At 50.1% G+C, this 23,403-nt stretch carries 22 protein-coding genes and 1 other RNA gene; 5 read left to right on the top strand and 18 right to left on the bottom strand.

All coding sequences use genetic code 11. The annotated features are described in order from the left end of the window. Window positions 1-109 precede the first annotated feature (109 nt). Both B5F07_RS08290 and B5F07_RS08285 read left to right on the top strand, forming a co-directional pair. A complete protein-coding gene (locus B5F07_RS08290; protein ID WP_087160810.1) occupies window positions 110-796 on the top strand; it encodes a response regulator transcription factor in 687 nt (228 codons plus the stop codon). Then, window positions 793-1,860 (top strand): HAMP domain-containing sensor histidine kinase, encoded by a 1,068-nt coding sequence (locus B5F07_RS08285; protein WP_087160809.1) that lies wholly within the window; start codon window positions 793-795, stop codon window positions 1,858-1,860. Before B5F07_RS08290 ends, B5F07_RS08285 begins: the two co-directional genes overlap by 4 nt. On the opposite strand, the gene B5F07_RS08280 is transcribed toward B5F07_RS08285, so the two are convergent. From B5F07_RS08280 to B5F07_RS08265, 4 genes are all read right to left on the bottom strand, one after another. Beyond that, a complete protein-coding gene (locus B5F07_RS08280) occupies window positions 1,811-2,638 on the bottom strand; it encodes a YihY/virulence factor BrkB family protein (protein WP_087160901.1) in 828 nt (275 codons plus the stop codon). The two genes, B5F07_RS08285 and B5F07_RS08280, sit on opposite strands and share 50 nt — an antisense overlap. Window positions 2,639-2,789: 151 nt before the next feature. Beyond that, a non-coding RNA gene (gene ssrS / locus B5F07_RS08275) (6S RNA) lies at window positions 2,790-2,968 on the bottom strand. A gap of 108 nt (window positions 2,969-3,076) precedes the next feature. Then, a complete protein-coding gene (locus tag B5F07_RS08270) occupies window positions 3,077-4,492 on the bottom strand; it encodes a hypothetical protein (protein ID WP_087160808.1) in 1,416 nt (471 codons plus the stop codon). 3 nt (window positions 4,493-4,495) lie between these two features. Then, window positions 4,496-4,870: a GntR family transcriptional regulator gene (locus tag B5F07_RS08265; protein ID WP_087160807.1), complete on the bottom strand. Its 375-nt coding sequence runs from the start codon at window positions 4,868-4,870 to the stop codon at window positions 4,496-4,498. A gap of 250 nt (window positions 4,871-5,120) precedes the next feature. Between B5F07_RS08265 and B5F07_RS08260 the strand changes: the two genes are divergently transcribed. Then, window positions 5,121-5,903 (top strand): EFR1 family ferrodoxin, encoded by a 783-nt coding sequence (locus tag B5F07_RS08260; RefSeq protein ID WP_087160806.1) that lies wholly within the window; start codon window positions 5,121-5,123, stop codon window positions 5,901-5,903. 521 nt (window positions 5,904-6,424) lie between these two features. Here B5F07_RS08260 and B5F07_RS23275 read toward each other — a convergent pair. The 13 genes from B5F07_RS23275 to B5F07_RS08195 form a co-directional block, all read right to left on the bottom strand. Beyond that, window positions 6,425-7,555: a C40 family peptidase gene (locus B5F07_RS23275; RefSeq protein WP_275533112.1), complete on the bottom strand. Its 1,131-nt coding sequence runs from the start codon at window positions 7,553-7,555 to the stop codon at window positions 6,425-6,427. A 274-nt stretch (window positions 7,556-7,829) separates the two neighbouring features. Continuing rightward, window positions 7,830-9,434 carry a phosphoenolpyruvate carboxykinase (ATP) gene (gene pckA / locus B5F07_RS08250; protein WP_087160805.1) on the bottom strand — a complete coding sequence of 535 codons (1,605 nt, stop codon included), beginning with the start codon at window positions 9,432-9,434 and terminating at the stop codon, window positions 7,830-7,832. Window positions 9,435-9,719: 285 nt separating this feature from the next. Continuing rightward, a complete protein-coding gene (gene cdd, locus B5F07_RS08245) occupies window positions 9,720-10,136 on the bottom strand; it encodes a cytidine deaminase (protein WP_087160804.1) in 417 nt (138 codons plus the stop codon). Between the two features lie 39 nt (window positions 10,137-10,175). Continuing rightward, window positions 10,176-11,663 carry a threonine synthase gene (gene thrC, locus B5F07_RS08240; RefSeq protein ID WP_087160803.1) on the bottom strand — a complete coding sequence of 496 codons (1,488 nt, stop codon included), beginning with the start codon at window positions 11,661-11,663 and terminating at the stop codon, window positions 10,176-10,178. An 84-nt stretch (window positions 11,664-11,747) separates the two neighbouring features. After that, window positions 11,748-13,037, bottom strand: a complete 1,290-nt coding sequence (locus tag B5F07_RS08235; protein WP_087160802.1) for a Na+/H+ antiporter NhaC family protein — start codon at window positions 13,035-13,037, stop codon at window positions 11,748-11,750. A 9-nt stretch (window positions 13,038-13,046) separates the two neighbouring features. Continuing rightward, complete coding sequence (gene leuD / locus B5F07_RS08230) at window positions 13,047-13,541, bottom strand: 3-isopropylmalate dehydratase small subunit (RefSeq protein WP_087160801.1); 495 nt, start codon at window positions 13,539-13,541, stop codon at window positions 13,047-13,049. Further along, window positions 13,538-14,833 (bottom strand): 3-isopropylmalate dehydratase large subunit, encoded by a 1,296-nt coding sequence (gene leuC / locus B5F07_RS08225; protein WP_087160800.1) that lies wholly within the window; start codon window positions 14,831-14,833, stop codon window positions 13,538-13,540. The genes leuD and leuC overlap by 4 nt, the downstream gene beginning before the upstream one ends. Before the next feature lie 36 nt (window positions 14,834-14,869). Then, window positions 14,870-15,955: an aspartate-semialdehyde dehydrogenase gene (asd, locus tag B5F07_RS08220; protein WP_087160799.1), complete on the bottom strand. Its 1,086-nt coding sequence runs from the start codon at window positions 15,953-15,955 to the stop codon at window positions 14,870-14,872. A gap of 35 nt (window positions 15,956-15,990) precedes the next feature. Beyond that, window positions 15,991-17,370, bottom strand: a complete 1,380-nt coding sequence (argH, locus tag B5F07_RS08215) for an argininosuccinate lyase (RefSeq protein ID WP_087160798.1) — start codon at window positions 17,368-17,370, stop codon at window positions 15,991-15,993. Window positions 17,371-17,508: 138 nt separating this feature from the next. Continuing rightward, the gene (locus B5F07_RS08210; RefSeq protein ID WP_087160797.1) at window positions 17,509-18,156 is read right to left on the bottom strand and encodes an epoxyqueuosine reductase QueH; all 648 of its coding nucleotides are present in this window, start codon (window positions 18,154-18,156) and stop codon (window positions 17,509-17,511) included. Window positions 18,157-18,208: 52 nt separating this feature from the next. Further along, entirely contained in the window at window positions 18,209-19,021 is an 813-nt protein-coding gene (locus tag B5F07_RS08205; protein ID WP_087160796.1) for a sugar phosphate isomerase/epimerase family protein, read from the bottom strand. After that, on the bottom strand, window positions 19,018-19,581 hold the full coding sequence (locus B5F07_RS08200; RefSeq protein WP_087160795.1) for a methylated-DNA--[protein]-cysteine S-methyltransferase: 564 nt from the start codon (window positions 19,579-19,581) through the stop codon (window positions 19,018-19,020). Before B5F07_RS08200 ends, B5F07_RS08205 begins: the two co-directional genes overlap by 4 nt. A gap of 29 nt (window positions 19,582-19,610) precedes the next feature. Then, window positions 19,611-20,228 carry a cytidylate kinase-like family protein gene (locus B5F07_RS08195; RefSeq protein WP_087160794.1) on the bottom strand — a complete coding sequence of 206 codons (618 nt, stop codon included), beginning with the start codon at window positions 20,226-20,228 and terminating at the stop codon, window positions 19,611-19,613. Between the two features lie 281 nt (window positions 20,229-20,509). Between B5F07_RS08195 and B5F07_RS08190 the strand changes: the two genes are divergently transcribed. Together B5F07_RS08190 and B5F07_RS08185 are read left to right on the top strand one after the other, a co-directional pair. Beyond that, complete coding sequence (locus tag B5F07_RS08190) at window positions 20,510-21,277, top strand: ABC transporter ATP-binding protein (protein WP_087160793.1); 768 nt, start codon at window positions 20,510-20,512, stop codon at window positions 21,275-21,277. Window positions 21,278-21,311: 34 nt separating this feature from the next. Then, window positions 21,312-21,968 carry an ABC transporter permease gene (locus tag B5F07_RS08185; RefSeq protein WP_442911411.1) on the top strand — a complete coding sequence of 219 codons (657 nt, stop codon included), beginning with the start codon at window positions 21,312-21,314 and terminating at the stop codon, window positions 21,966-21,968. A 93-nt stretch (window positions 21,969-22,061) separates the two neighbouring features. On the opposite strand, the gene B5F07_RS08180 is transcribed toward B5F07_RS08185, so the two are convergent. Then, window positions 22,062-23,066 carry an AAA family ATPase gene (locus B5F07_RS08180; protein WP_242972475.1) on the bottom strand — a complete coding sequence of 335 codons (1,005 nt, stop codon included), beginning with the start codon at window positions 23,064-23,066 and terminating at the stop codon, window positions 22,062-22,064. Window positions 23,067-23,403: the final 337 nt, after the last annotated feature.

Raw genomic sequence — 23,403 nt, 5'->3', positions numbered from 1 at the left:
TTTTGAAATATCTGTGAAATTCCCGGCAGGAAACATTATTTTCACGTTTATATGCTATACTTCTTCCAATTTTCAAAACAGTAAGTTTTTCAGTTCAGGAGGATTTCAGATGTTTCAGATTTTAATTGTAGACGATGACAGACATGTCCGGCGCTATCTCTGCGCTCTGCTCAAAGACGCGGGCTACTGCCCCCATCCGGCCGCTTCCGCTTCCGAAGCACTGGAAATAATGGAAAATATTCCTGTTGACCTTGTTGTACTTGATATTATGATGCCGGGAATGGACGGGTACGAATTCACCGCACTTCTGCGGGAGTCCCGGTGCGATCTTCCGATTCTCATGCTCTCCGCCAGACAGCTGCCGGACAACATCAAACATGGTTTTCTGGCAGGAACGGACGACTATATGACGAAACCTGCCGACGAAGAGGAACTTCTGCTGCGCATCCGCGCCCTGCTCCGGCGTGCCCGCATTGCAGCAGACCGGGAGCTGACTGTCGGCTCCACAAGGCTTCTCTATGATTCTCTGACTGTCCTTTGCGGAGGGATGTCCCAGACTCTTCCCCGAAAAGAATTCTTTCTCCTCTACAAGCTGCTCTCATATCCGAATAAAATCTTCACCCGCATCCAGCTTCTGGAAGACATCTGGGGGCCGTCCTCAGATTCCCTGGAATCCACAGTCAGCGTCCATATCAACCGCCTGCGGAAACGTTTTGAGGGAAATCCCGATTTCGACATCATAACCATCCGCGGCCTCGGCTATAAAGCACAGATCAGGGAGGGCGCAGAGTTATGAAAAAATATACCTGTTCCAGTTTCCGTATTCTGCTGACAGGAACCGGTCTGGTCTTCCTGCTGCTCCTGCTCACCATGGTGCTGAGCAATGCCGTCATCCTCCTGGGCGTCAGACTCGGCTTTATCGTCGGGAAACCGGATTCGCCGCTGATTCCTTTTCTCATACAGTCCGGGCTGATCAGCATCTGTGTAGGCACTGTACTGACCTTTGTCCTGAGCCGCGTACCGCTTCGTCCGGTAAACACTCTGATCCGGGCAATCCATGACGTGGCGGGAGGCAGATTCAACACCAAAATCAATCTGAAGCACCCGAGAGAGTTTCGGGAACTGTCCGAATCGTTCAACCAGATGACTGCCGAACTTGCCGGAATCGAGATTCTGCGCTCCGACTTTATCGCCAACTTCTCCCATGAGTTCCGGACACCCATGGTCTCGATTCTCGGATTTGCGAAACTGTTGAAAAAGGGGAATTTAAGCAGGGAAGAAAGAGAAGAATATCTGGATATCATCATTGAAGAATGCAGCCGGCTTACCGCCCTCTCATCCAATGTGCTGAACCTTTCCAAAGTGGAAAGTCTCTCCTGTCTGACAGATGTAACCGTCTTTCAGGCGGGTGAGCAGATCCGGGAGGCGATCCTGCTGCTGGAACAGAAATGGAGTAAGAAAAATATCACTTTCGATCTCGATATCAGGGAATCCACTCTTTCCGGAAACCGGTCTCTTCTGAAACAGGTCTGGGTAAACCTGATCGATAACGCGGTCAAATTTTCTCCCGAAAACAGTATCATCACAGTCCGCACGGAAATCTGCGGCAGTCATTTTCTTTTTGAAATCCGGGATCAGGGTACAGGAATGGACGAAGCCACATGCGCCCGCATTTTCGAGCGGTTCTATCAGGCAGACCTCTCCCACGCCACTGAGGGAAACGGGCTCGGCCTTTCCCTTGTCCGGAAGATCACGGAACTTCACGGCGGCTCTGTGGAAGTCCGCAGTATTCCCGGCGAAGGCAGCACGTTTACAGTGATCCTTCCAGCATGGCGTTCACTTCCCCGCCGAGCAGAATAATATACATACAGCCGTACAGCCAGAGCATGACCAGCACAATGGTGGTAAGACTCCCGTACATACTGGAAAACCCGGTAAATATATCCAGATAGACCGAGAAGACAAAGGAGATCAGCAGCCACCCGCAGGCAGTAAACACCGCTCCCGGAAGCTGTCTGCGCAGCGTCGTCTTCGCCCGGTGGGAGCGGTCCGGAAGGAATTTATACACCAGATCCCAGAATAACGTCAGCACGATCAGGGAAACCACCGTGCGGATCCGGATAATAAAATCCACCACTTTGCTCAGGAAAGGCACATGTTCATACAGCATTACGCTGATACTGTTTCCGAATACGGAGAGCACCAGGGAAAGCATGATGGCAAGCAGGAAAATCACAGTATAAATCGTTGCACGTATCCGCAGGTAAATATAATTTCGTGTCTCTGTATTGTCGTAGATACAGTTTAATCCCGATGTCACGGAGAGCACGCCCTTCCCCGCAGACCACAGAGCCACAAGGATGGTAACCGGAATGATGGTGCCGCTCTGGGCATACACCTGAATTACAATGGAGCGGATCAGCGGCGTCACCGTATCCGGAAACACCTGCAGCACCGCATTCAGGACATCATCTCTTGTCACCGGCGTAAACTGTACCATCGTAAGAAGAAGCAGAAAGATCGGAATCAGAGACAGCACAAAGAAATACGCAGCCTGGGCGGCATACGCTCCCGTATGATGCGAACCGATCACAGCCGCAGCCTTCCTTATCTCCGAAACAATCCCTTTCTTCTTCATAGCAGATTTCTCCTCTCCGATCCTGTTTGCCTCTGTTACCTGCCGGGCGCAGGCCTGCGGCCTCCGGATATGCATGACCGGATATTTACCTGACAGATATATATGCTTAACGGAAAAAGCGGCCGTACAAGACGACCGCCTTTATCTTTAGTTGTCCCCCAAAATGCCGGTCCTGTATTTTGAGTCCTAGCCAATGCTAGGTGGGCAACCGCATCTGCTTTTCTGCCGTCCACTGCATATCGGAGGCCTGGCATATTACAGAAATGTAGGAATCCCTTTCAAAATAATGTAGGTTCAAAATTACAGGGTTGTCGCACATCCCAGGTTATTTACCTAAAGCTATTATACTCCAATCGATCCGTTTTTACAACTGGTTCTTTTTTCATGTAAAAAATCTGCTAAAAACCCTTCAAAAAAACAATTTTCAGATTACGGAATTCAGCCCATCCTGCCATGCAGCTCTTCATACCACATCTGCACCTCGCCCTCTGTGCTGCTGTTGATAAATACCGTCAGATTGTCCGTTTCAATTTTCAGAATCGGCGCAATTCCAAGCCGGACATAAAGCCAGCATTCTCCTGACTGCTTTCCCTCAAATTGACCGATCAGATTTCTCCCGTCGTCCAGACCGTTTGTCCGCCGGAAATCGTCATCCGGCAGTTCATCGATCAGTTCCACATTTTCGATCGCATCCCTCTCAAGCGTCGTATCCCAGAGGGAGGACGTGATCTCCACCCGCTGATCGGTTATGCGGAGCTCTGTAGGCGTAAAATCGATCTTTACAAACATCACGCACATCCAGATAAGCAGAGCCGCACACGCCGCAGCGACAACCGCGGTAAAAATCCTTGCCGCCGGCTTTGCCATATTGGAGCTGAAATTCACCGAACAGATCCGGTCCTGGACGAGCAGTCTCCTGTCGTTTGGATTGCTGTACCATCCGTTTTTCCAGTATACGTCATCATCGATATAAACCGGCTGTGTATCCGCAGAAATGATCTGTCTCTTCTTCCGGGCAAGCCACAGCAGCCCGCCGATAATGATAACCGCCGACAGACATCCGAATGCTCCCCAGAGCGCATAACCGGTTCCTCCCACGCTTCCCTGTTCCGACATCATGTGCGCCATCGGAAGATAGGCCGCTGCATTGACAAGGCTGCTGAGAAACATGATCCATGACCAGGTTCTTTTCTCCAGGGAGTTCACCGCCAGGTTCACTTCGGAATCCTCACTGTACACCCGGTTTCCCGTGCGGGCAAGTACGATATGCAGGATCATCAGTGTCACACTGATCAGAAGCGTGCTGACCAGAATCCCGCTCCCTCCGTCCTCCGATGTCAGATATGTCCTCACCCCGGGAAGCAGAAGCGTGGAGAGGACCAGACCAAGAGGCAGGATATGCCACCAGGCCCGGATTCCCTTTTTTCCGCTCAGTGCAGCCGCTTTCGTATCCACCGCCAGAATCCGGCTTCCTCCGCTTCCGATCCAGCCGTTTTTCACCTTCATCTCATACAGCCTGCGGTTGCTGATGCAGACCAGACCTATAGCTCCTGTACAGAACTCAAGCAGCCAGACCGTCCAGAGGATCATGAATATGGAAATATACCAGAGACTGGGAATGCACACCAGCACACCTGCGATCCCGTTCCAGAGATAGAATCTCCGGGTCCTTTTCTTCAGATCTTCCATAAAACCCCGGATCTCTTCCCCCTCTGCAGCGGAAGCCGGAATATGGACGCAGAGGAGCATCCCGTTTTCATATTTCCACTTTCTCCCGTACACAGCATAAAAGATGCCGACGACCATCACATCCATCACAAGAAAAATCAGCGAAATCACAATCACGGTTCCCATAACTCACGCCTCCATCCCCGCAAAAGCCGCGTCGCAGAGCCTTAAAAACTCCTCCCGCTCCACACCTTTTATCTTCGCTTCCGCGCATAAAAGTTCCAGTTCATCCTCCAGCTTCTCACGGAAACGTCCCCCGGTATCCGTGACGGGACGCACGACCGCGCCGTGCCTTCTGTCCGTCTCGATAAATCCCTCCGCCTTCAGCGCCTGATACGCCTTGCTGACCGTCATGGTATTCACCCCCAGGTCCGCCGCCATCTGCCTCACTGTGGGAAGATTCTCGCCTACCGCAAGCTCGCCTTTCCCGATCCCTTTAACGATCTCATTTCTGAGCTGTACATAGATCGGCGTATCGCTCATCATATCGATCCGAATAATCATAAGCATCCCTCCTTATTTGTATTATACACAATAATACAAATAATACAATATCCATCCTGCTTTTTTTCAGATTACTTTACCGCGTCTATTTTACATCTCTCATTACGCCCGGTCTTATCTAGCCCGGTCTTTTCAAGTCCGGTCTTTTCACTTGTTTGTCGTGCATTTTCCTCTGGGATATGGTATAGTTATATTATCTTTGCGGCAGCCCTTTTGCCGCCGATTTTACATACAAAGGAGTTTTTACATTATGAAGATGAATGAATTAAAACTTGTCTATTTCAGCCCCACGGGCACAACCCGGAAAGTCATCATGGAGGCAGCCCGCAGCATCGACCTGAAATCCGTCTCCCACGACTTCTCTGTTTATAAAGAAAAAAAACCTGTTCTGAAATTTGCAGATAATGATTTTGCCCTGTTTGCCGCTCCCGTATACGGAGGACGCATTCCCAGGCTTTTTACGGAATACCTGGAAAACATCAGCGGAAACCACACCCCCGCCGCTATCATTGTCACATACGGATGCCGGGCATACGACGATGCGCTTCTGGAACTGAAGGAAACCGTTGAAAGCCATGGCTTCAAGGTGATCGGCGCCGCAGCATTCCCGGTAGAGCACTCCCTCTACCCGCTTGCAGGTGCAAGACGCCCCAACAAATCTGATCTGAAAATCATCGGAGAATACGGAATCGAACTGAACCGCAGGATCAGGAAAGCTGATTCTTTCGACAGCTTTGAGATTCAGGTTCCGGGAAACAGTCCTTATAAGAAATACAGCAAAAATTCCCTTTTCCCGGGCGTGGACGTAAGTCTCTGTACCGAGTGCAAATCCTGTGCCAAAGCCTGTCCTGCAGGGGCGATCTCCATGAAAGATCCGAAAAAAACGGACAAGAAAAAATGTATCGGCTGCATGAAATGTGTCCGCAGCTGCAGACAGAATGCCCGCGCAGCCAACCCGCTCAAACTCCGCCCGCTGGAGTGGTATCTGAAAAAGAAATGCCAGAGCGACAAGAAAGAGGAGATTTTCCTGTAGATAATGAAAAAATCTATCTTTCGTGTATAGATGACATCCATCCCGGAGAACGTATCATAATGCAGACCCGCTCCGCTCTACCTCGACTGTTGGAATGTCTGTTAGTCAAAGAATATGCTCGTGCATTGGCACTCCCATATCCTTTGACTAACAGACAGAACCAACGATTCTCGGAACGCTCCCGCTTGAAGGACTGCTTATATGATACGTTCTCCGGGATTACGTTCATCCATACAGAAAGAGACTGGTTTTCCCGGCAAGCATATCTTACCGGAAAAACCTTCTTTCCGGTTTGGATAAAGTAAGTCCCCGGGAGGGATGTCGTGAAAGCTGGACTTCAAGTGAGAGCGTTCCGAAAAGCATTTGTTCTGGATGTTAGAAAAAAGCAAATGAAGTGCCACTGCACGTACATTTGCTTTTTTCGTTACATCCATTCAAATCTTTGAGGTAAAGCGGAACGGTCCTGCGTCACGACATCCCTCCCGGGGACGAAATTTATCTATACACGAAAGACAGATTTTTCAGTACCGCACGTAATAAGTGGCGCGCACGGAGCTGACGCACACCAGTGTGCCGGGCTTCTGGGCTTCGATCATCTGCCCGTTGCCGATATAGATTGCCACATGTCCCTGGGTCCAGCAGATATCCCCCGGCTGCGGGTCGGTTACGATTGTCCCTGCAGCGAGCTGCTCGGAGGAAGTTCTCGGAATTGAGATTCCCGCCTGGGCATAGCACCACTGGGTCAGTCCGGAACAGTCAAAGGAAACGCCCGGGTTCTGGGAGCCGTATATGTATTCTGCTACCCCTACCTGGGACCAGGCTGCATTGACGATAATGGATGCTGCACTGGCATTGTAGGAGGCAGAGCCGCCGGAAGAGGAACTGCTTCCGGAAGAGACACTTCCGGAGTCTGTACCGGGCGAAGAATCCGCTGTCGAAGATGTCTGGCTGCTTCCGGAAGAAGAATTATCCGAATGTTCCTGTGAAGACGTCTCCCGGGATGCCGCTGCTGCCTGCGCCTCCCTCTCCGCCTCTTTCTCTGCTGCCAGTCTGGCAGCTTCCTGAATCTGCACATCCAGATTTTCTACTTCGCTGCTCTTCTCCTCAATCAGAGTAGTGAGCTGGCTCTGCTGTTCCTCATAGGAAGTCTCCGTCTCTTCCAGAGTCGTCATATCCTGTTCCAGTGCAGCCTGCAAATCACTGATTTCCTGAACTGTACGGGCATATTCTTCAAGCATGTTCCTGTCATATTCATTGATCTTCTGCGCATATTCCGCACGGCTTAGAATCTGGGTAAAATCTCCGGACTCCAGGATCATCTCAATCAGCGTGGCATTTCCGTTCTCATACATATATTTGATCCTGAGCTTCATGTCCTCATACTGCTTCTGCCGCTTTTTCTCCGCAGCCGCCAGATTTGTCTGCGCCTGCTGGATCTCCTCGCCCTTGTCGATCAGGGCATTTTCCAGTTCTGTCATCTTTTCCAGAAGTGTATTCAGCTGGCTCTGCAGACTGTCCGCCTCCGCCTGGGCTTCCGCTTTCTGCTGTTCCAGCTCCGCTGTATCCCCCTCATCTGCATATACATTTCCGGCTGCTGAAAAAAGAATCATTACAGCCGCTGTCAGTCCCGCTGTAAAGCGCCGTTTTCTCATGTGTACCATTTCCTCCTTACCTGTCCGTCATCACTGACCATGCAGACTGCTCCCCCCGTGTTATTTAATTTATGGTAAACAGAAAATGTGTCCACTTTATGTTCTTTCAGAGATTTTTAGACGAAGAATCTGTGAACTTTGCCTCCGTAATGGAAATAAATCTGAACTGTCAAAAAGCACCCGGCGCTGACCACTTTAACTGATCAGCACCCGGGTGCTAAGATTTTTTGCTCTATATTACCGGTATGCCCTATTCGGCATCCCTGTCAGGATCTTACTCCTGCGGACCTGCTGCAACGAGTGCTTTTCCAAGTTCGTTGCTCTCGTATTTCTTGAAGTTCTTGATGAAACGAGCTGCCAGATCTTTTGCCTTAGCCTCCCACTCGGAAGCGTCTGCATAAGTATCTCTCGGATCAAGGATTGCCGGATCAACGCCCGGAAGCTCTGTCGGAACTTCGAAGTTGAAGTACGGGATCTTCTTTGTCGGAGCTGTCAGGATTGAACCGTCAAGGATCGCATCGATGATTCCACGTGTATCTTTGATGGAGATACGTTTTCCTGTTCCGTTCCAGCCTGTGTTAACGAGGTAAGCTTTCGCTCCGCTCGCTTTCATTCTCTTAACGAGCTCCTCAGCATATTTTGTCGGATGCAGCTCAAGGAATGCCTGTCCGAAGCATGCGGAGAAGGTCGGTGTCGGCTCTGTGATTCCACGCTCTGTACCTGCAAGTTTTGCAGTGAATCCGGACAGGAAGTAGTACTCTGTCTGCTCCGGAGTCAGTACGGATACCGGCGGAAGTACGCCGAAAGCATCAGCTGACAGGAAGATTACATTCTTTGCAGCCGGTGCAGCGGAAACCGGACGAACGATCTTCTCGATGTGGTCGATCGGGTAGGATACACGGGTATTCTCTGTTACGCTCTTATCCGTAAAGTCGATCTTTCCATCCTCAGCAACTGTAACGTTCTCAAGAAGAGCGTCACGTCTGATTGCATTGTAGATATCCGGCTCAGACTCTTTGTCCAGGTCGATAACCTTTGCATAGCAACCGCCTTCGAAGTTGAACACTCCGTTGTCATCCCAACCGTGCTCGTCATCACCGATCAGAAGTCTCTTCGGGTCTGTGGAAAGTGTTGTCTTACCTGTTCCGGAAAGTCCGAAGAAGATCGCTGTGTTCTCGCCGTTCATATCTGTGTTTGCGGAGCAGTGCATGGAAGCGATTCCCTTCAGCGGCAGATAGTAGTTCATCATGGAGAACATACCTTTCTTCATCTCTCCGCCGTACCATGTATTTGCAATAACCTGCTCGCGTGTTGTGATATTGAACATTACCGCTGTCTCAGATCTTAATCCGAGCTCTTTGTAGTTCTCAACCTTTGCCTTGGAAGCGTTGTATACAACGAAATCCGGTTTAAAGTCCTTCAGCTCTTCCTCTGTCGGACGGATGAACATGTTTGTTACAAAATGTGCCTGCCATGCAACTTCCACGATGAAACGGATCGCCATACGTGTATCCTTGTTTGCACCGCAGAATGCGTCAACTACAAAAAGTCTCTTGTTGGAGAGTTCTTTGATTGCAAGGTCTTTTACAGAGTTCCATGCTTCCTGGGTAGCCGGATGGTTGTCGTTCTTGTACTCATCAGATGTCCACCATACAGTGTCTTTGGAATTCTCATCCATTACAATGTATTTGTCCTGCGGGGAACGTCCTGTGTAGATACCTGTCATGACATTCACAGCGCCAAGCTCGCTGACCTGGCCTTTCTCATAACCTTCAAGACCCGGCTTTGTCTCTTCTTCGAAGAGAAGCTCATAGGAAGGATTGTAAACAATTTCTGTTGTTCCGGTAATACCGTACTGAGTTAAATCAATATTAGACATGTTACGCTCTACCTCTTTCTTTCTATAGTATACGTGGAAATCTAGGGCAAATTTTCCAACATAAATCCATTATACAGAATATCCGGGAAAAAATCAACCGAAATATTTATCATTTTTCCATTCTATTTGAAAGTTTCTTTTTAAAACGATTCATTTTCCGTTCTTTATCTTCAAGTTTTCTGCATTTTCAGACATAAAAAATGCAGGATTTTTTCGTTCATCCTGCATTTTTATTCCTGTTATACAATTTTTCTTCTGACTCCGGCCTGTAATTGCCGGCTGTCATCAGAACATATTGGGAAGCAGCTCCCGAAGGGTATATATCCGGTATTCCCGGACCGACTTTCCGCAGATAATCTGAAACTCATCCGGGTCACAGAACTCTGCCATCACCTGACGGCAGACACCGCATGGATAGCACCAGACCGTCTCCTCTTTTCCGCCCACTATGGCGATTGCAGAAAAATCTCGTTTTCCCTCTGACACAGCCTTGAAAAACGCCGTCCGCTCTGCGCAGTTTGTCGGTCCGTAGGCGCGGTTCTCGATATTGCATCCCGTCCACACGGTCCCATCCCTGCACAGAAGCGCAGCTCCCACTCGGAAATGGGAATAAGGGCTGTAGGAATTCTCGCGGGCAAGAAGCGCCGTCCCGATCAGCTTTTCACATTCTGTCCCCGCCAGTCCTCCTGTTTCTGTTCTCATTTTCTCACAGCCCCTTTCCTTTTATGCACAGCAGCGTCCCTACACACCCAGGATTTCTTTCACTTCATCCTTCATCGCTTCGGCATCGCATTCTCTCGTATGGCGGATCTGCGCGTTCCGGATCTCCTCAATGGCACGGGGAATCTCTGTCCCGGACACTTTGTGAAGTTCATCGATCAGCTCCATCTCATCTTCCGCCGCATACTTCTCATCAATCGCCGTCATCACACTGCGGGCAAATTTATACGGACTTGCCGTTGACGCCACAAGGCATTTCGTCTTATCCCCCGTATCTTTTCTGTACTTCGCACAGACATACGCTGCAACCGCAGTATGGGTATCCATCACATATCCTGTGCGCTCATAGGTTGTGCGGATCTCTTCCTTTGTCTCCTCTTCCGTCGCGTAGCCTCCTACGAAATCGGACAGCTTCTCCCGCATCTGAGGGGTGATCTCATAGCGCCCCTCTGTGTTCAGCTGTCTCATCAGCTCCGCATCCTTCTGCGCATCCTGGCCCGCGATGGTATAGATCAGACGCTCCAGGTTGCTGGAGATCAGGATATCCATGGACGGGGAGGAAGTCAGGATAAACTCCCGGTTCTTATCGTAAACGCCTGTCTGGAAGAAATCAAACAGCACTTTGTTCTCATTGGAAGCACAGATCAGCTTTGCAATCGGCACGCCCATCTGCTTCGCATAGTAGGCGGCAAGAATATTTCCGAAGTTTCCGGTCGGCACTGTGACATTGATCTTCTCGCCGTCCGCGATCTCCTCATTCTGAAGCAGTTTTGCATAGGCATATACATAGTACACCACCTGGGGAACAAGGCGTCCGATATTGATGGAGTTTGCAGAGGAGAACTGATATCCCTTCTCATTGAGTTCTCTCTCCAGTTCTCTGTCCTCAAAGAGAGCTTTCACTCCGCTCTGGGCGTTGTCAAAATTCCCGTGAATCGCGACAACAGAAGTATTCTCCCCCTTCTGGGTCACCATCTGCAGCTCCTGCACACGGCTGACGCCTCCCTTCGGATAAAAGACGATGATCTTCGTCCCGGGCACATCTGCAAATCCTGCCAGAGCCGCCTTTCCCGTATCCCCGGAAGTTGCCGTCAGGATCACAATCTCGTTGGTCACACCGTTCTTCTTTGCCGCTGTTGTAAGCAGGTGGGGCAGGATGGAAAGCGCCATGTCCTTGAACGCGATTGTCGCTCCGTGGAAAAGTTCCAGATGATAAGTATCCCCCACTTTTACAAGCGGTGCAATCACCTCGGTGTCAAACTTGGAGTCATAAGCCTTCTCGATACAGCTTTTGAGTTCCTCCTCCGTATAGTCGGTAAGGAACTGTTTCATAACCGCATATGCCGTCTCCTGATAGGACATGTCCTTCAGCTCATCCATGGAGACATCAAGTTTCGGAATATACTCCGGTACAAAGAGTCCGCCGTCCTCTGCCAGACCTTTTAAGACAGCCTGGGAAGCCGTGACCGTTCTCTCTGCGTTTCGTGTGCTTTTGTATAATAGATTCATCATTTTACCCTCTTTAATTCTTTCATCACTTTGCTGCGCCAAAATTATATCACATATTCTGCTGTCCGCGCAACGCATTTTCCGCTATCTGCCGCGTCTGCCCTTGACCAGAATCGCCGCAATTCCGCATACCGCCATAAGCATGGGGTAGAACAGCCAAGGTATAATATCAAACGGCGTCAGGCCCGTCAGGGTGGCTGCCGAGAGGAGCTGCGCGCCATAGGGGATCAGCCCCTGTCCTACGGAAGTAAACATATCGAGCAGGGAGGCCGAACGCCTCGGCGCCACCCCGTATTCGTCGCTGATCTCTTTGGCAATCGGACCTGCCATCACAATCGCCACCGTGTTATTTGCCGTACACAGATCCACCGCAACGGCAAGCAGTGCGATTCCCGCCTCTGCTCCCCGCTTTCCGCGGATTCTGCTCTTAATCCTGGTGAGAACAAACTGGATTCCGCCATATTCCTTCACCAGAGATACGATACATGCCACGATGATGGAAATCACGGTAATGTCATACATGGACGTAACCCCGTCCCCCACAACTGAAAACATCTCTGTGATCTGAATATTTCCAGCTGCCACGCCGACAATCACAGAGAGCACCGTTCCTCCGATCAGCACGAGAAATACGTTGATTCCTGCCAGTGCTCCCACCAGCACCACCATATAGGGCAGGACTTCCCACAGGTTGTAGGAGAGATCCCCCGTCTGATGGAAAGCGGCATTTCCCGTCACCGCCCAGAATAACACAATCGTAACCACTGCAGCGGGAAGAACGATAAGGAAATTCTCCCGGAACTTGTCACGCATCTCGCAGCCCTGGGTCTTTACCGCTGCAATCGTGGTATCAGAGATCATGGACAGGTTATCCCCGAACATTGCGCCGCAGACCACCGCCGCAATACACACTGCCAGGGAAAATCCTGTCTTTTCACTGATTCCCGCCGCAATCGGCGCCAGTGTGGAGATCGTCCCCATGGAAGTTCCCATGGAAACCGAGATAAAACATCCGATTACAAAAAGTCCCGCCACTGCAAAATTGGACGGAAGCAGAGTAAGCCCCAGATTTACTGTGCTGTCCACACCGCCCGCCGCTGTAACTGCGCCGGAAAAACCGCCCGCACACAGGAAGATCAGGCTCATCGTGATAATATTTTCTTCTCCCACTCCCCGGGCAATCACACGCATCTTTTCTTCAAAACTTAAGCCTCTGTTCTGCACAAACGCCACAAACAGGGCGATAAGAAAAGCCACAATTGCCGGCATCGCATAGAAATCCCCGAATGCAATGCCGGCGCCCAGAAAGATAATGAGGAATACGCCGATCGGCAGGAGGGCGGCTCCCCGTCCTCTCTCATTCCCGTTTTCCATAATTACCTCTTATGATTCCTTTTTACTGTTTGTATAATTCACCAGTCCGCCCGCGGCGATCAGTTTCTGCATGAACTCCGGGAACGGATGGCCCTGGAACTCGGTTCCCTTGGTCAGATTGTAGATCTTTCCGCTGTCGAAATCCACTTCCACCTCATCTCCGGCGTCGATGCCCCTTGCCGCCTCCGGGCACTCCACGATGGGAAGCCCGATATTGATGGCGTTCCGGTAGAATATTCTGGCAAACGTCTCCGCAATGATGCAGCTCACGCCCACGGTCTTCAGGCAGAGCGGTGCATGCTCTCTGGAAGAGCCGCAGCCGAAATTCTTATTCGCCACGATGATGTCGCCCGGCTGAACTTTCTTCACGAAATCCGGATCGATATCTGCCATCGCATGGCTTGCAAGCTCCTGCGGATCAAAAGAATTCAGGTATCTTGCCGGAATGATAACGTCTGTGTCTACATTGTCTCCGTATTTAAAAACATGTCCTTTTGCTTTCATTTCGTCTCACCTGCTTTCTCAATATCTGCCAGTTTCTCCGGGTTTGCAATATATCCCGCGATCGCGCTTGCCGCTGCCACTTCCGGGGAAGCCAGGTAGATCAGGGAGTCCACATGTCCCATACGTCCCACAAAGTTGCGGTTTGTCGTGGACACACATTTCTCCCCTGCCGCCATAACGCCCATGTGGCCGCCCATACACGGTCCGCAGCTCGGCGTATTGACTGCACAGCCTGCATCTACAAAGATATCCAGAAGTCCTTCTTTTATACATTCCTTGTAAATTTTCTGCGTTGCCGGGATCACCATGACGCGGACGTCCGGGTGAACCGTATGCCCTTTCAGGATCGCCGCAGCTTTACGCATGTCTTCCATACGGCCGTTTGTACAGGAACCGATCACAACCTGATCGATCTTGATGGGCTCCATTGCCTCCACCTCATCGATGGTCTTTGCATTTCCCGGAAGATGGGGGAATGCCACTGTGGGACGGACTTCTGCGAGATCCACCGTGATCACCTGGTCGTACACCGCGTCCTCATCCGCCTCATAGATCGTGTACGGCTTTTCGGAGTGTTCTTTCATATAGGCCTCCGCCTGAGAGTCCACCGGGAAAATCCCGTTCTTTGCTCCCGCCTCAATGGCCATGTTCGCCATGGTAAAACGGTCGTCCATAGACAGGTTTGCAATGCCGTCTCCCACGAACTCCATGGATTTATAGAGGGCACCGTCCACACCGATCATACCGATAATGTGAAGGATGATATCTTTTCCGCTCACATATTTTCCCGGCTTTCCGGTCAGGACAAACTTGATGGCGCTGGGCACCTTAAACCAGATCTCTCCGGTTACCATTCCTGTGGCAACATCCGTGGTTCCCATTCCCGTGGAAAACGCGCCCAGCGCGCCGTATGTACAGGTATGGGAGTCTGCGCCGATGATGCACTCTCCGGCCACGACCACTCCGGCCTCCGGAAGGATTGCATGCTCCACGCCGGATTTGCCCTGTTCAAAATACCATTTCAGCCCCTGCTCTTTTGCAAACTCACGGATCGCCTTGGAGTTCTCCGCTGATTTGATGTCCTTGTTCGGTGTAAAGTGATCCGGTACAAACACCACCTTGTCTTTGTCAAATACATGATCTGACATCTGTTTTAAGATCGGCAGAGCCATCGGTCCGGTGATATCATTCGCCATAACCACGTCAAGCTTTGCCTCGATCAGCTGGCCTGCCTCAACAGAGTCAAGCCCCGCATGGGCGGCCAGGATCTTCTGTGTCATTGTCATTCCCATTTTCAGCATCCTCCTTTATATTTTGCAAGAATATTCTTACTTTTTCGCAATATATCCCTTCGCAGTCAGCGCCTCCGCACAGAGAACAGCTCCGCCGGCCGCACCTCTCACTGTATTGTGGGACAGGCCGATGAACTTGAAGTCATACATGCTGTCCTCTCTGAGACGGCCGATAGAAACGCCCATGCCGTTCTCATAATCCACATCCAGTGTCACCTGGGGACGGTTGTCCTCTTCCAGATACTGGATAAACTGCTTCGGTGCGCTTGGAAGTCCTGCTTCCTGCGGAAATCCTTTGAAGTTCACAAGCTTCTCGATGAGCTGCTCCTTCGTCGGCTTTTTCTCAAAGTTAATGAACACTGCCGCTGTATGTCCGTTGAGTACCGGAACACGCACGCACTGGCAGGTGATCTTCGGAAGCTCTGCCTTCACGATCTGTCCGTTCTCCACTTTGCCCAGAACACGGAGAGGCTCCTGCTCGCTCTTCTCCTCTTCTCCGCCGATAAACGGGATGATGTTTCCAACCATCTCCGGCCAGTCCTTAAAGGTCTTTCCGGCTCCGGAAATCGCCTGATAGGTTGTCACTACAAGCTCTTTCGGTCCGAATTCTTTCCATGCCGCCAGGCAGGGAGCATAGCTCTGGATGGAGCAGTTCGGTTTTACCGCGATGAATCCTCTTGTTGTTCCCAGACGCTTCTTCTGGTCCGGAATCACATCAAAATGATCTGCATTGATCTCCGGCACCACCATCGGCACATCCGGAGTCCAGCGGTGCGCGCTGTTGTTGGACACAACCGGAGTCTCTGTCTTTGCGTACTCTTCCTCAATGGCTTTGATCTCTTCTTTCGACATATCTACTGCGCTGAACACAAAATCAACGGTAGACGCAACATGCTCCACATCGTTTACATTGAGCACCACAAGCTTCTTTACTGCTTCCGGCATGGGAGTGTCCATTTTCCAGCGGTCTCCAACAGCCTCCTCGTAAGTCTTTCCTGCGGAACGCGGACTCGCCGCCACAGTCACAACCTCAAACCAGGGATGGTTCTCAAGCAGAGCGATAAATCTCTGTCCTACCATGCCTGTTGCTCCAAGAATTCCTACTTTCAATTTCTGATCCATTTCTCTTCTCCTTTTTCTTTCTGAAATTTATCTCTTTATTCTCCTGCCAAATAAGCCTTCTCGATGGCGATCACTTTCTCCATCGCCGCCTTTCCCGGCGCCCCCAGGGTATTGCGCATCTCTACGCACGTCTTCATACTGATGGCGTCATAGATATCTTCCTCAAACACCGGCGAGATCGCTTTGAACTCTTCCAGGCTCATGTCATCCAGGGCGATTCCTTTGTCGATACAGTACAGCACCAACCGCCCCACAATTCCGTGGGCATCCCGGAACGGTACTCCGTGATTCACCAGATAGTCTGCCGCATCCGTGGCGTTGGTAAACCCGTGTTTTGCGCTGTCCTCCATCCGGGATTTGTTGAACTTCATCGTCTGAAGCATCCCCGTGAACAGTGCCAGGCATCCCTTGGTGGTGTCAATGGCGTCGAACACCATCTCCTTGTCTTCCTGCATGTCTTTATTATAGGCAAGCGGAATGCCTTTCATCGTAGTCAGCAGTCCCATCAGCGCACCGTAGACACGTCCTGTCTTGCCCCGGACAAGCTCCGCAATATCCGGATTCTTCTTCTGGGGCATAATGCTGCTTCCCGTGCTGTAGGCGTCGTCGATCTCAACGAAACGGTACTCGTTGGAGTTCCAGATGATCACTTCCTCCGAGAACCGGCTCAGATGCATCATCACAGTGGACATGGCGGACAACAGCTCGATCAGATAATCCCGGTCAGAGACAGAATCCATACTGTTGAGCGTAGGTCCGTCAAAATCAAGAAGCTCCGCCGTATATTCCCTGTCCAGCGGATAGGTCGTCCCCGCAAGGGCCCCTGCTCCGAGCGGACAGGTATTCATTCTTTTATAAATATCTTTCATCCGGGAGCGGTCTCTTTTGAACATCTCAAAATATGCCCCCATGTGGTGTGCCAGAGTAACCGGCTGGGCTTTCTGCAGATGGGTGAAGCCCGGCATATAAGTCTCCGTATTCTCCTCCATCAGTTTCAGAAGAACATTCAGCATATCCTTCAGAAGCCCGTCAAGCTCCACAATTTCATCCCGGATATACAGCTTCATGTCAAGGGCAACCTGGTCATTTCTGCTCCGTCCGGTGTGGAGCTTCTTGCCCGCATCCCCGATCCGGTCGATCAGATTCGCCTCCACAAAACTGTGGATATCCTCATACTCTTCCGTAATCGGAAGGCTTCCATTCTCCACATCTCTGCGGATTCCCTCCAGGCCGTCTATAATCTTCTCTTTTTCATCCTCTGTGAGGATGCCCTGCTTCGCAAGCATAGTCACATGGGCGATGCTGCCCCGGATATCCTGCGCATAGAAACGCTTGTCAAAGGAGATCGAAGCGTTAAAATTATACACTAACTGGTCCGTCTCTTTCGTGAAACGGCCTCCCCATAACTGTGCCATTTCCTGTTTTCCTTCCTTATTGTCTTTTCAAAAAAGCAGGCCCGGGAGTATCCCGTGCTCTGCATTTTCTCCTTAGTTTAACACACTAAAGTGTTACATGTCTACTTTAAAATGTAAAACGTTAATTTTTCGCAGCGGTCACCTGGCGGAAAATGAACGTTCCTGCTCACGCTGTGCCAGGGAGAATTCGCACCCGCAGTAATCCTGGCGGTACAGTCCGTACTCGTTCGACAGCTCCACGGAACGCTTATATCCGTTTTTCTTTTTAAAATCCGAAACCAGATATTTCACACCGTATTTTTCGCCCACAGCAAGGCCGATCTCGTTGAGTTTCTGTGCGTTTTTCAGAGGGCTGATGCTTAAAGTGGTGGTAAAATACTCGAATCCCCCTGCCGCCGCCTGCCTTGCCGTCTCGGAAAGCCGCAGTTCATAGCATTTCATGCAGCGCGCGCCGCCCTCTTTTAAATGTTCCATTCCCTCCGCCATCCGGTAAAATCTCTCCCTGTCATACTTCCCCGCCAGGAAGGAAACCGGATGGGTAAAATGCATGTCCCCAATCAGTTTCTGCTGCTCCAGAATCCGTTTTGTATACTCGCTCTCCGGATAGATATTGGGATTATAATAAAAGATCGTAATCGAAAAATATTCGGAAAGATACTCCATCACATAGCTGCTGCATGGCGCGCAGCAGCTGTGCAGCAGAAGCGACGGCGTTCTTCCTTCCTCCGTGATCTTATTCAGCAGTTTTTCCAGCTCTTTCTGATAGTTTACTTTCTGTACATTCATTGCCATATCTCCTGTGCTGTCTCTATAAAAATAATTCTCACATAAAGAGGATTCAGAGCAGCTGCCTCACATATTCTGCAGCGCTTCTGTACTGCTCCAGTTCCGGCAGATGCTCCAGAAGCACCGGCATGTCTTTATCCAACCGTTTGATTTCCTCCAGATAGACCGGAATGTCTGCATTTCCTGTTCCCGGAAGCACCTCTCGGATCTTCACGGTCAGTCCTTCCTCCATGGTACAGTCCTTCAGATGACAGCTTGCAATCCTGTCCCCAAGGAGGGCAAACGTCCTCCGGATCAGTTCTTCCTGATGAGTGTAAGTATAAGGATCTTTGATAAAATTTACAATATCCATGTGAACCGCGAACCCTTCCCGGTCCACGTCCCTGAGAATCTTTACATACTGTTCCGGCGAATCCGGAACCATCCACTGCATGGGTTCCAGGGCAAAACAGGTATGTTCCGGCTTTACCCGGTCGCACAGTTCCTGAATAAACTCTACATTTTTCCCGTAAAGCTCCTCCGAAAAATTTTCTCTGTAACATCCGCACCATACCGGCCCTGCTGCGCCGGATACATTTACACAGCAGTCTGCATGGATATACTCTGCCAGCCGGAACTGCTCCAGACACTTTTCACGTGCCTTTTTTGCTTTCTCCTTGTCCGGAGAAAAGGGAGAATCCCAGATTCCCACTTCTGCAATCCGGATATCCCGCTCCTGCGCCGCCTTTACATAAGCGTCGATCAGGGACTGCTTTGCGCGGTAGTCGGTTGGAAATGACGCTGCGGAAAATCCTTCCGCAACGAGGATATCTCCCCACTCCTCCGGGGTTCTGTGTTTCGGTGTAAAATTAATTCCAAGTCTCATCTGTTCTTCTCCTCATTCAGCAAATTCAAATCCACATTTTCCAGTTTCAGAAGCTTCACCTTCCTGTCCGTGCCGCCCGCATATCCTGTCAGGCTTCCATCCGCCCCGATGACCCGGTGGCAGGGCACAATGACAGAAACCGGATTGTGTCCCACAGCACCGCCCACAGCACGGGGAGATGTCCGCGCGGATGCATATGAAGGCGTTTTCGAAGATATCTGTAAATTTCTCCGGTTCTGTGTGACTTTCCCGGCAATCTCCCCGTAGGTTACCGTTTTTCCGTACGGGATGCCGCAGAGGATCTCCCACACTTCTCTCTGAAAAGCGGTCCCCTGCAGGTGGAGCGGGACTTTAAAATCCGGTTCCTTCCCCGAAAAATAAATATCAAGCCACCGCTTTACCTCTCCGAACAGCGGAATCTCTCTCTCCTCCGTCTCTCCATCAATAAGATGAAGGGCAAAATATTTCTGCCCTTCAAACCACAGTCCTGTAAGTCCCTGTTCATCCGCCGCCAGGAGCATTCCTCCCAGGGGTGACCGGTAATGGCTGATGTACTGCATACATGATTCCTCCTGTCTGCCCTTAGTATTTATCCGCGGTACATTTTTTCCAGGATATCTACGATCTTCTCCTGCCCGAGAAGGCTGACGTTAAGCAGCGCCTGATGGGAATCGATGCTGCCCCAGTCATATCCGGTGTGATCCTCATAATAATATTTTCTGTCCCGGTCCGTCTTGCGGATTTTCGCCGCAGCCTTGCGCTCCGTCAGATCATACCGCTCCATAATACGGGCAATCCGGTCTTTCCGGCTGGCACAGATAAAGACGTTGACACACTCATAGCTGTCCCTGAGAATATAGTCTGCACAGCGTCCGATAATCACACACGGGCCTTTTGCCGCCAGTGTCAGGATGATCTGTTTCTGTTTTTCATAGACATCCTCATTCAGCGAATAGATGTAGGAAGCTGCATTAATAAACTGGGAGTAAGTCGTCGTATTTACCTGATATCCCGACAGAAAGGCATTCAGACTTTCCTCGTCCACCTTCGCCGCAACTGACTGTTTGATCCCCAGCTCCTTCGCCGCCATACTCACCAGACGGTGATCATAAAGAGGAATCTCCAGCCGCTTCGCGAGCTTCTGTCCGATCTCCCGCCCGCCGCTTCCAAACTGACGGCCGATTGTAACAATTTTGTATCCTGACATAAATATCCCTCCTTTTTCCGATATTTTTACGTCCGTTTTCACCTGCTTTCATTATACTTCTTTTTCATGTTCCGCACAACAAAAACGGCAGTATTTTGCATAGCCGTTTTTCCCCCGGCAGCCGGCACCGGCAGGAAACACAGCGCTGCCTGCTGTAACCGGATCTGACTTATTTTCATACATTATCATTATAGAACAGTCAACGCCTGCAGGTAATACCGGTAACATCCCGTCTCCTGCGGCACGAACCGAAAAATGCAAAAAAGGATGGGAGGTACCCTATGGAACCAATTCTGGAACTGAAAAATATAAACTATTCCTACCACACATTGGACGGGGAGACAAAAGCCCTGTCCGATATTTCTTTTACCCTGGAACCCGGAAGTTTCACTGCTGTCGTCGGGCCATCGGGCTGCGGCAAATCCACACTGCTCTCGCTGATTGCAGGACTGATGCGGCCCGAATCCGGCCAGATCCTGCTCGCAGGAAAACCGCTCTCCGACAATCACGAAAATATCGGCTACATGCTCCAGCATGACCATCTGTTTGAATGGCGCACCGTTTACCGCAATGTACTTCTGGGCCTGGAGATCCGCGGAAAAGTTGACGCCGCATCCCGCAGAAAGGCAAATGAGCTGCTCGCCCAGTACGGGCTGAAACAGTTTGCCGCATCCCGGCCCTCCGAACTGTCCGGAGGAATGCGCCAGAGAGCCGCCCTGATCCGCACTCTGATTCTGGATCCGGAACTGCTCCTGCTCGATGAGCCTTTTTCCGCCCTGGACTATCAGACACGCCTGAAGGTAAGTGATGATATCGGCCAGATCATCCGGAACTCCGGGAAAACCGCCCTTCTGGTCACACACGATCTGTCCGAGGCAGTCAGCCTCTCCGACAGAGTCATCGTTCTAACCCGGCGTCCCGCGTCTATCGCCTGTGTGGTCCCGGTTTCTTTCCATCTGGAAAACGACACGCCGCTGAACCGCCGGAATGCCCCGGAATTTAAGACCTTTTTCAACAAAATATGGAAGGAGCTCAATCAAGATGACTAAAATAACTCCCGGACAGAAACAGTATCTTCGCCGGATGAAGCGCCGCAGGTACTTCATTCTGACAGCCAGAATCCTGATCCTCATCCTCTTTCTCGTTCTCTGGGAAGTCTGCTCGGATACCGGAATCATTGATTCCTTTATCTTCAGCAGTCCTTCCCGGATCGCCCTGTGTTTCTGGGAAATGGTTCTGGACCGCTCCATCTTTCTCCACATTGGAGTGACACTGTATGAAACCATTGCAAGTTTTCTCCTTGTGACCGTACTCAGTGTCCTCGCGGCAGTGCTCCTCTGGTGCAGCCGCAGGCTTTCCGAGATTCTGGAGCCCTATCTGGTCGTGCTGAACAGCCTTCCCAAGTCCGCCATGGCGCCGCTTCTCATCGTCTGGCTCGGCGCAACGCCGACCACCATCATCGTGGCGGGAATGTCCGTGGCCATCTTCGGAAGCATCATGAATCTTTACACCGGTTTTACCACCGTTGATCAGGAGAAAATCAAACTGATCTACACGCTCCACGGCAGCCGCCGCCATGCGCTGTTCAAAGTCGTGCTGCCGGGTTCCGTCCCCACGATCATCAGCAACATGAAGGTCAACATCGGGCTGTGCCTGGTGGGCGTGGTAATCGGAGAATTTCTGGCAGCGAGAAACGGGCTGGGATATCTGATTATCTACAGCAGCCAGGTTTTGAGCTGACGACACAAAAAGACACTTTGACTATCGTGCCGAAAACGGCACGAGGACACGCGGATGCGTGCCCTCTAAATAGCAATAACATTACTGTTCATCTTATCTCAACTCCAATCCCATTTCATCCTGCACTTCCAAAGCCTTATCTCCTGTCAGCCGCCTTACGGAAATCCTGTCTTCTTCTTTATAAAGCGTATAAAGTGCCGTCTGCTTTCTCACATTTTCGGAACATTTCAATACTTTATCGATTGCTTCTCTGCTGTGAGACGTCAGGAACACCTGCACATTCAGTTTCAGACAGTTTTCGAGTATCCACCGGAATGTCCTGTCCATGGCTGAGGTATGAATAGCTGTCTCAAATTCGTCCAACAGCAAAATACCATTCTGGGCTTTCAGAACAGCACTCATCAAAAGAATTGCTTTTTTCATGCCATCACCATATACATTAAGCGGTAGGGCTTCTTTATAGGATTTTGAAAGGATTTTATAAATTCCTCTTCCGGAATACCGCTTGTCATTATCATAGTTGATACTGATAATATTTTTGTCATAATCACGTAATATTTCAAGCATTTCCTCATATAATTCCGGATATTTTAATATGTCTGTAAGATAAATTTCTGCACCTGTATGCCGGGATGGCGAAATATACACCACATTATGCTCCGGCTTTGCCAACGACATCTGGCTGCCCCCTTCAATCCGACGCTGTCCCTCGAACACATAGCCTGATGACACAGCTTTATCATTAATCATTATTTCAACTTCCATTTTGTTCACATTATGCGTAAACTCCTCCAATTCGCCGCTTGCTTTTTGGTGAGATAAAGCAATACCTTGAATCTTGCAATATTCTGATTCAGTTAATTCCTCTTCCGTAATCTTAGCACGAAGCTTTATATTTTCTCTGTCTACTATTTCTGACCCTGAGCCTTTCTGTTCAACAGTATATTCAATACATTTCTCTTCGCTGTTAATATTGAAAAGATCATAAAAACCTTCATAATAGGAATACAGAAGCGGGTCAGCCGTTCCCGGATTATTTCTCCGCAGCAACATCCCCCAAATCTTGAAATTCTGGGGATCACTATAGCTTTGCAGCACTTCCAACAACTTGTCTTTCCAGAATTATTATCGCCTGTCAAAATATTAATCTGTGAAAGATCATCTAACTGCAGAGAAGATATTCCCCGGAAAGATTTTATATTAAGCGTTTTAATGTATGTCATTTTCATTCTTTCCTTTCATAAAAACTACGATCCACATTCCTCGCCTTGTGACTCATATTATAATATAATCAGCCTGCAAACGCCACCTGTTTCTTGCAGCCAGAATAGGGTAGAGGGAGAATAAAATCTCGCCCCTCCCATTGAACCGTACGTACGGGTCTCGTATACGGCTCTACAACTTATATTCCAACTTTTACTAAGTAATAGGATAA

The organism is Lachnoclostridium sp. An169, from assembly GCF_002160525.1.
Classification (GTDB): domain Bacteria; phylum Bacillota; class Clostridia; order Lachnospirales; family Lachnospiraceae; genus Mediterraneibacter; species Mediterraneibacter cottocaccae.
The sequence above is the reverse complement of the archived record's forward strand: the minus strand, read 5'-3'. Positions and strand labels throughout refer to the sequence as shown.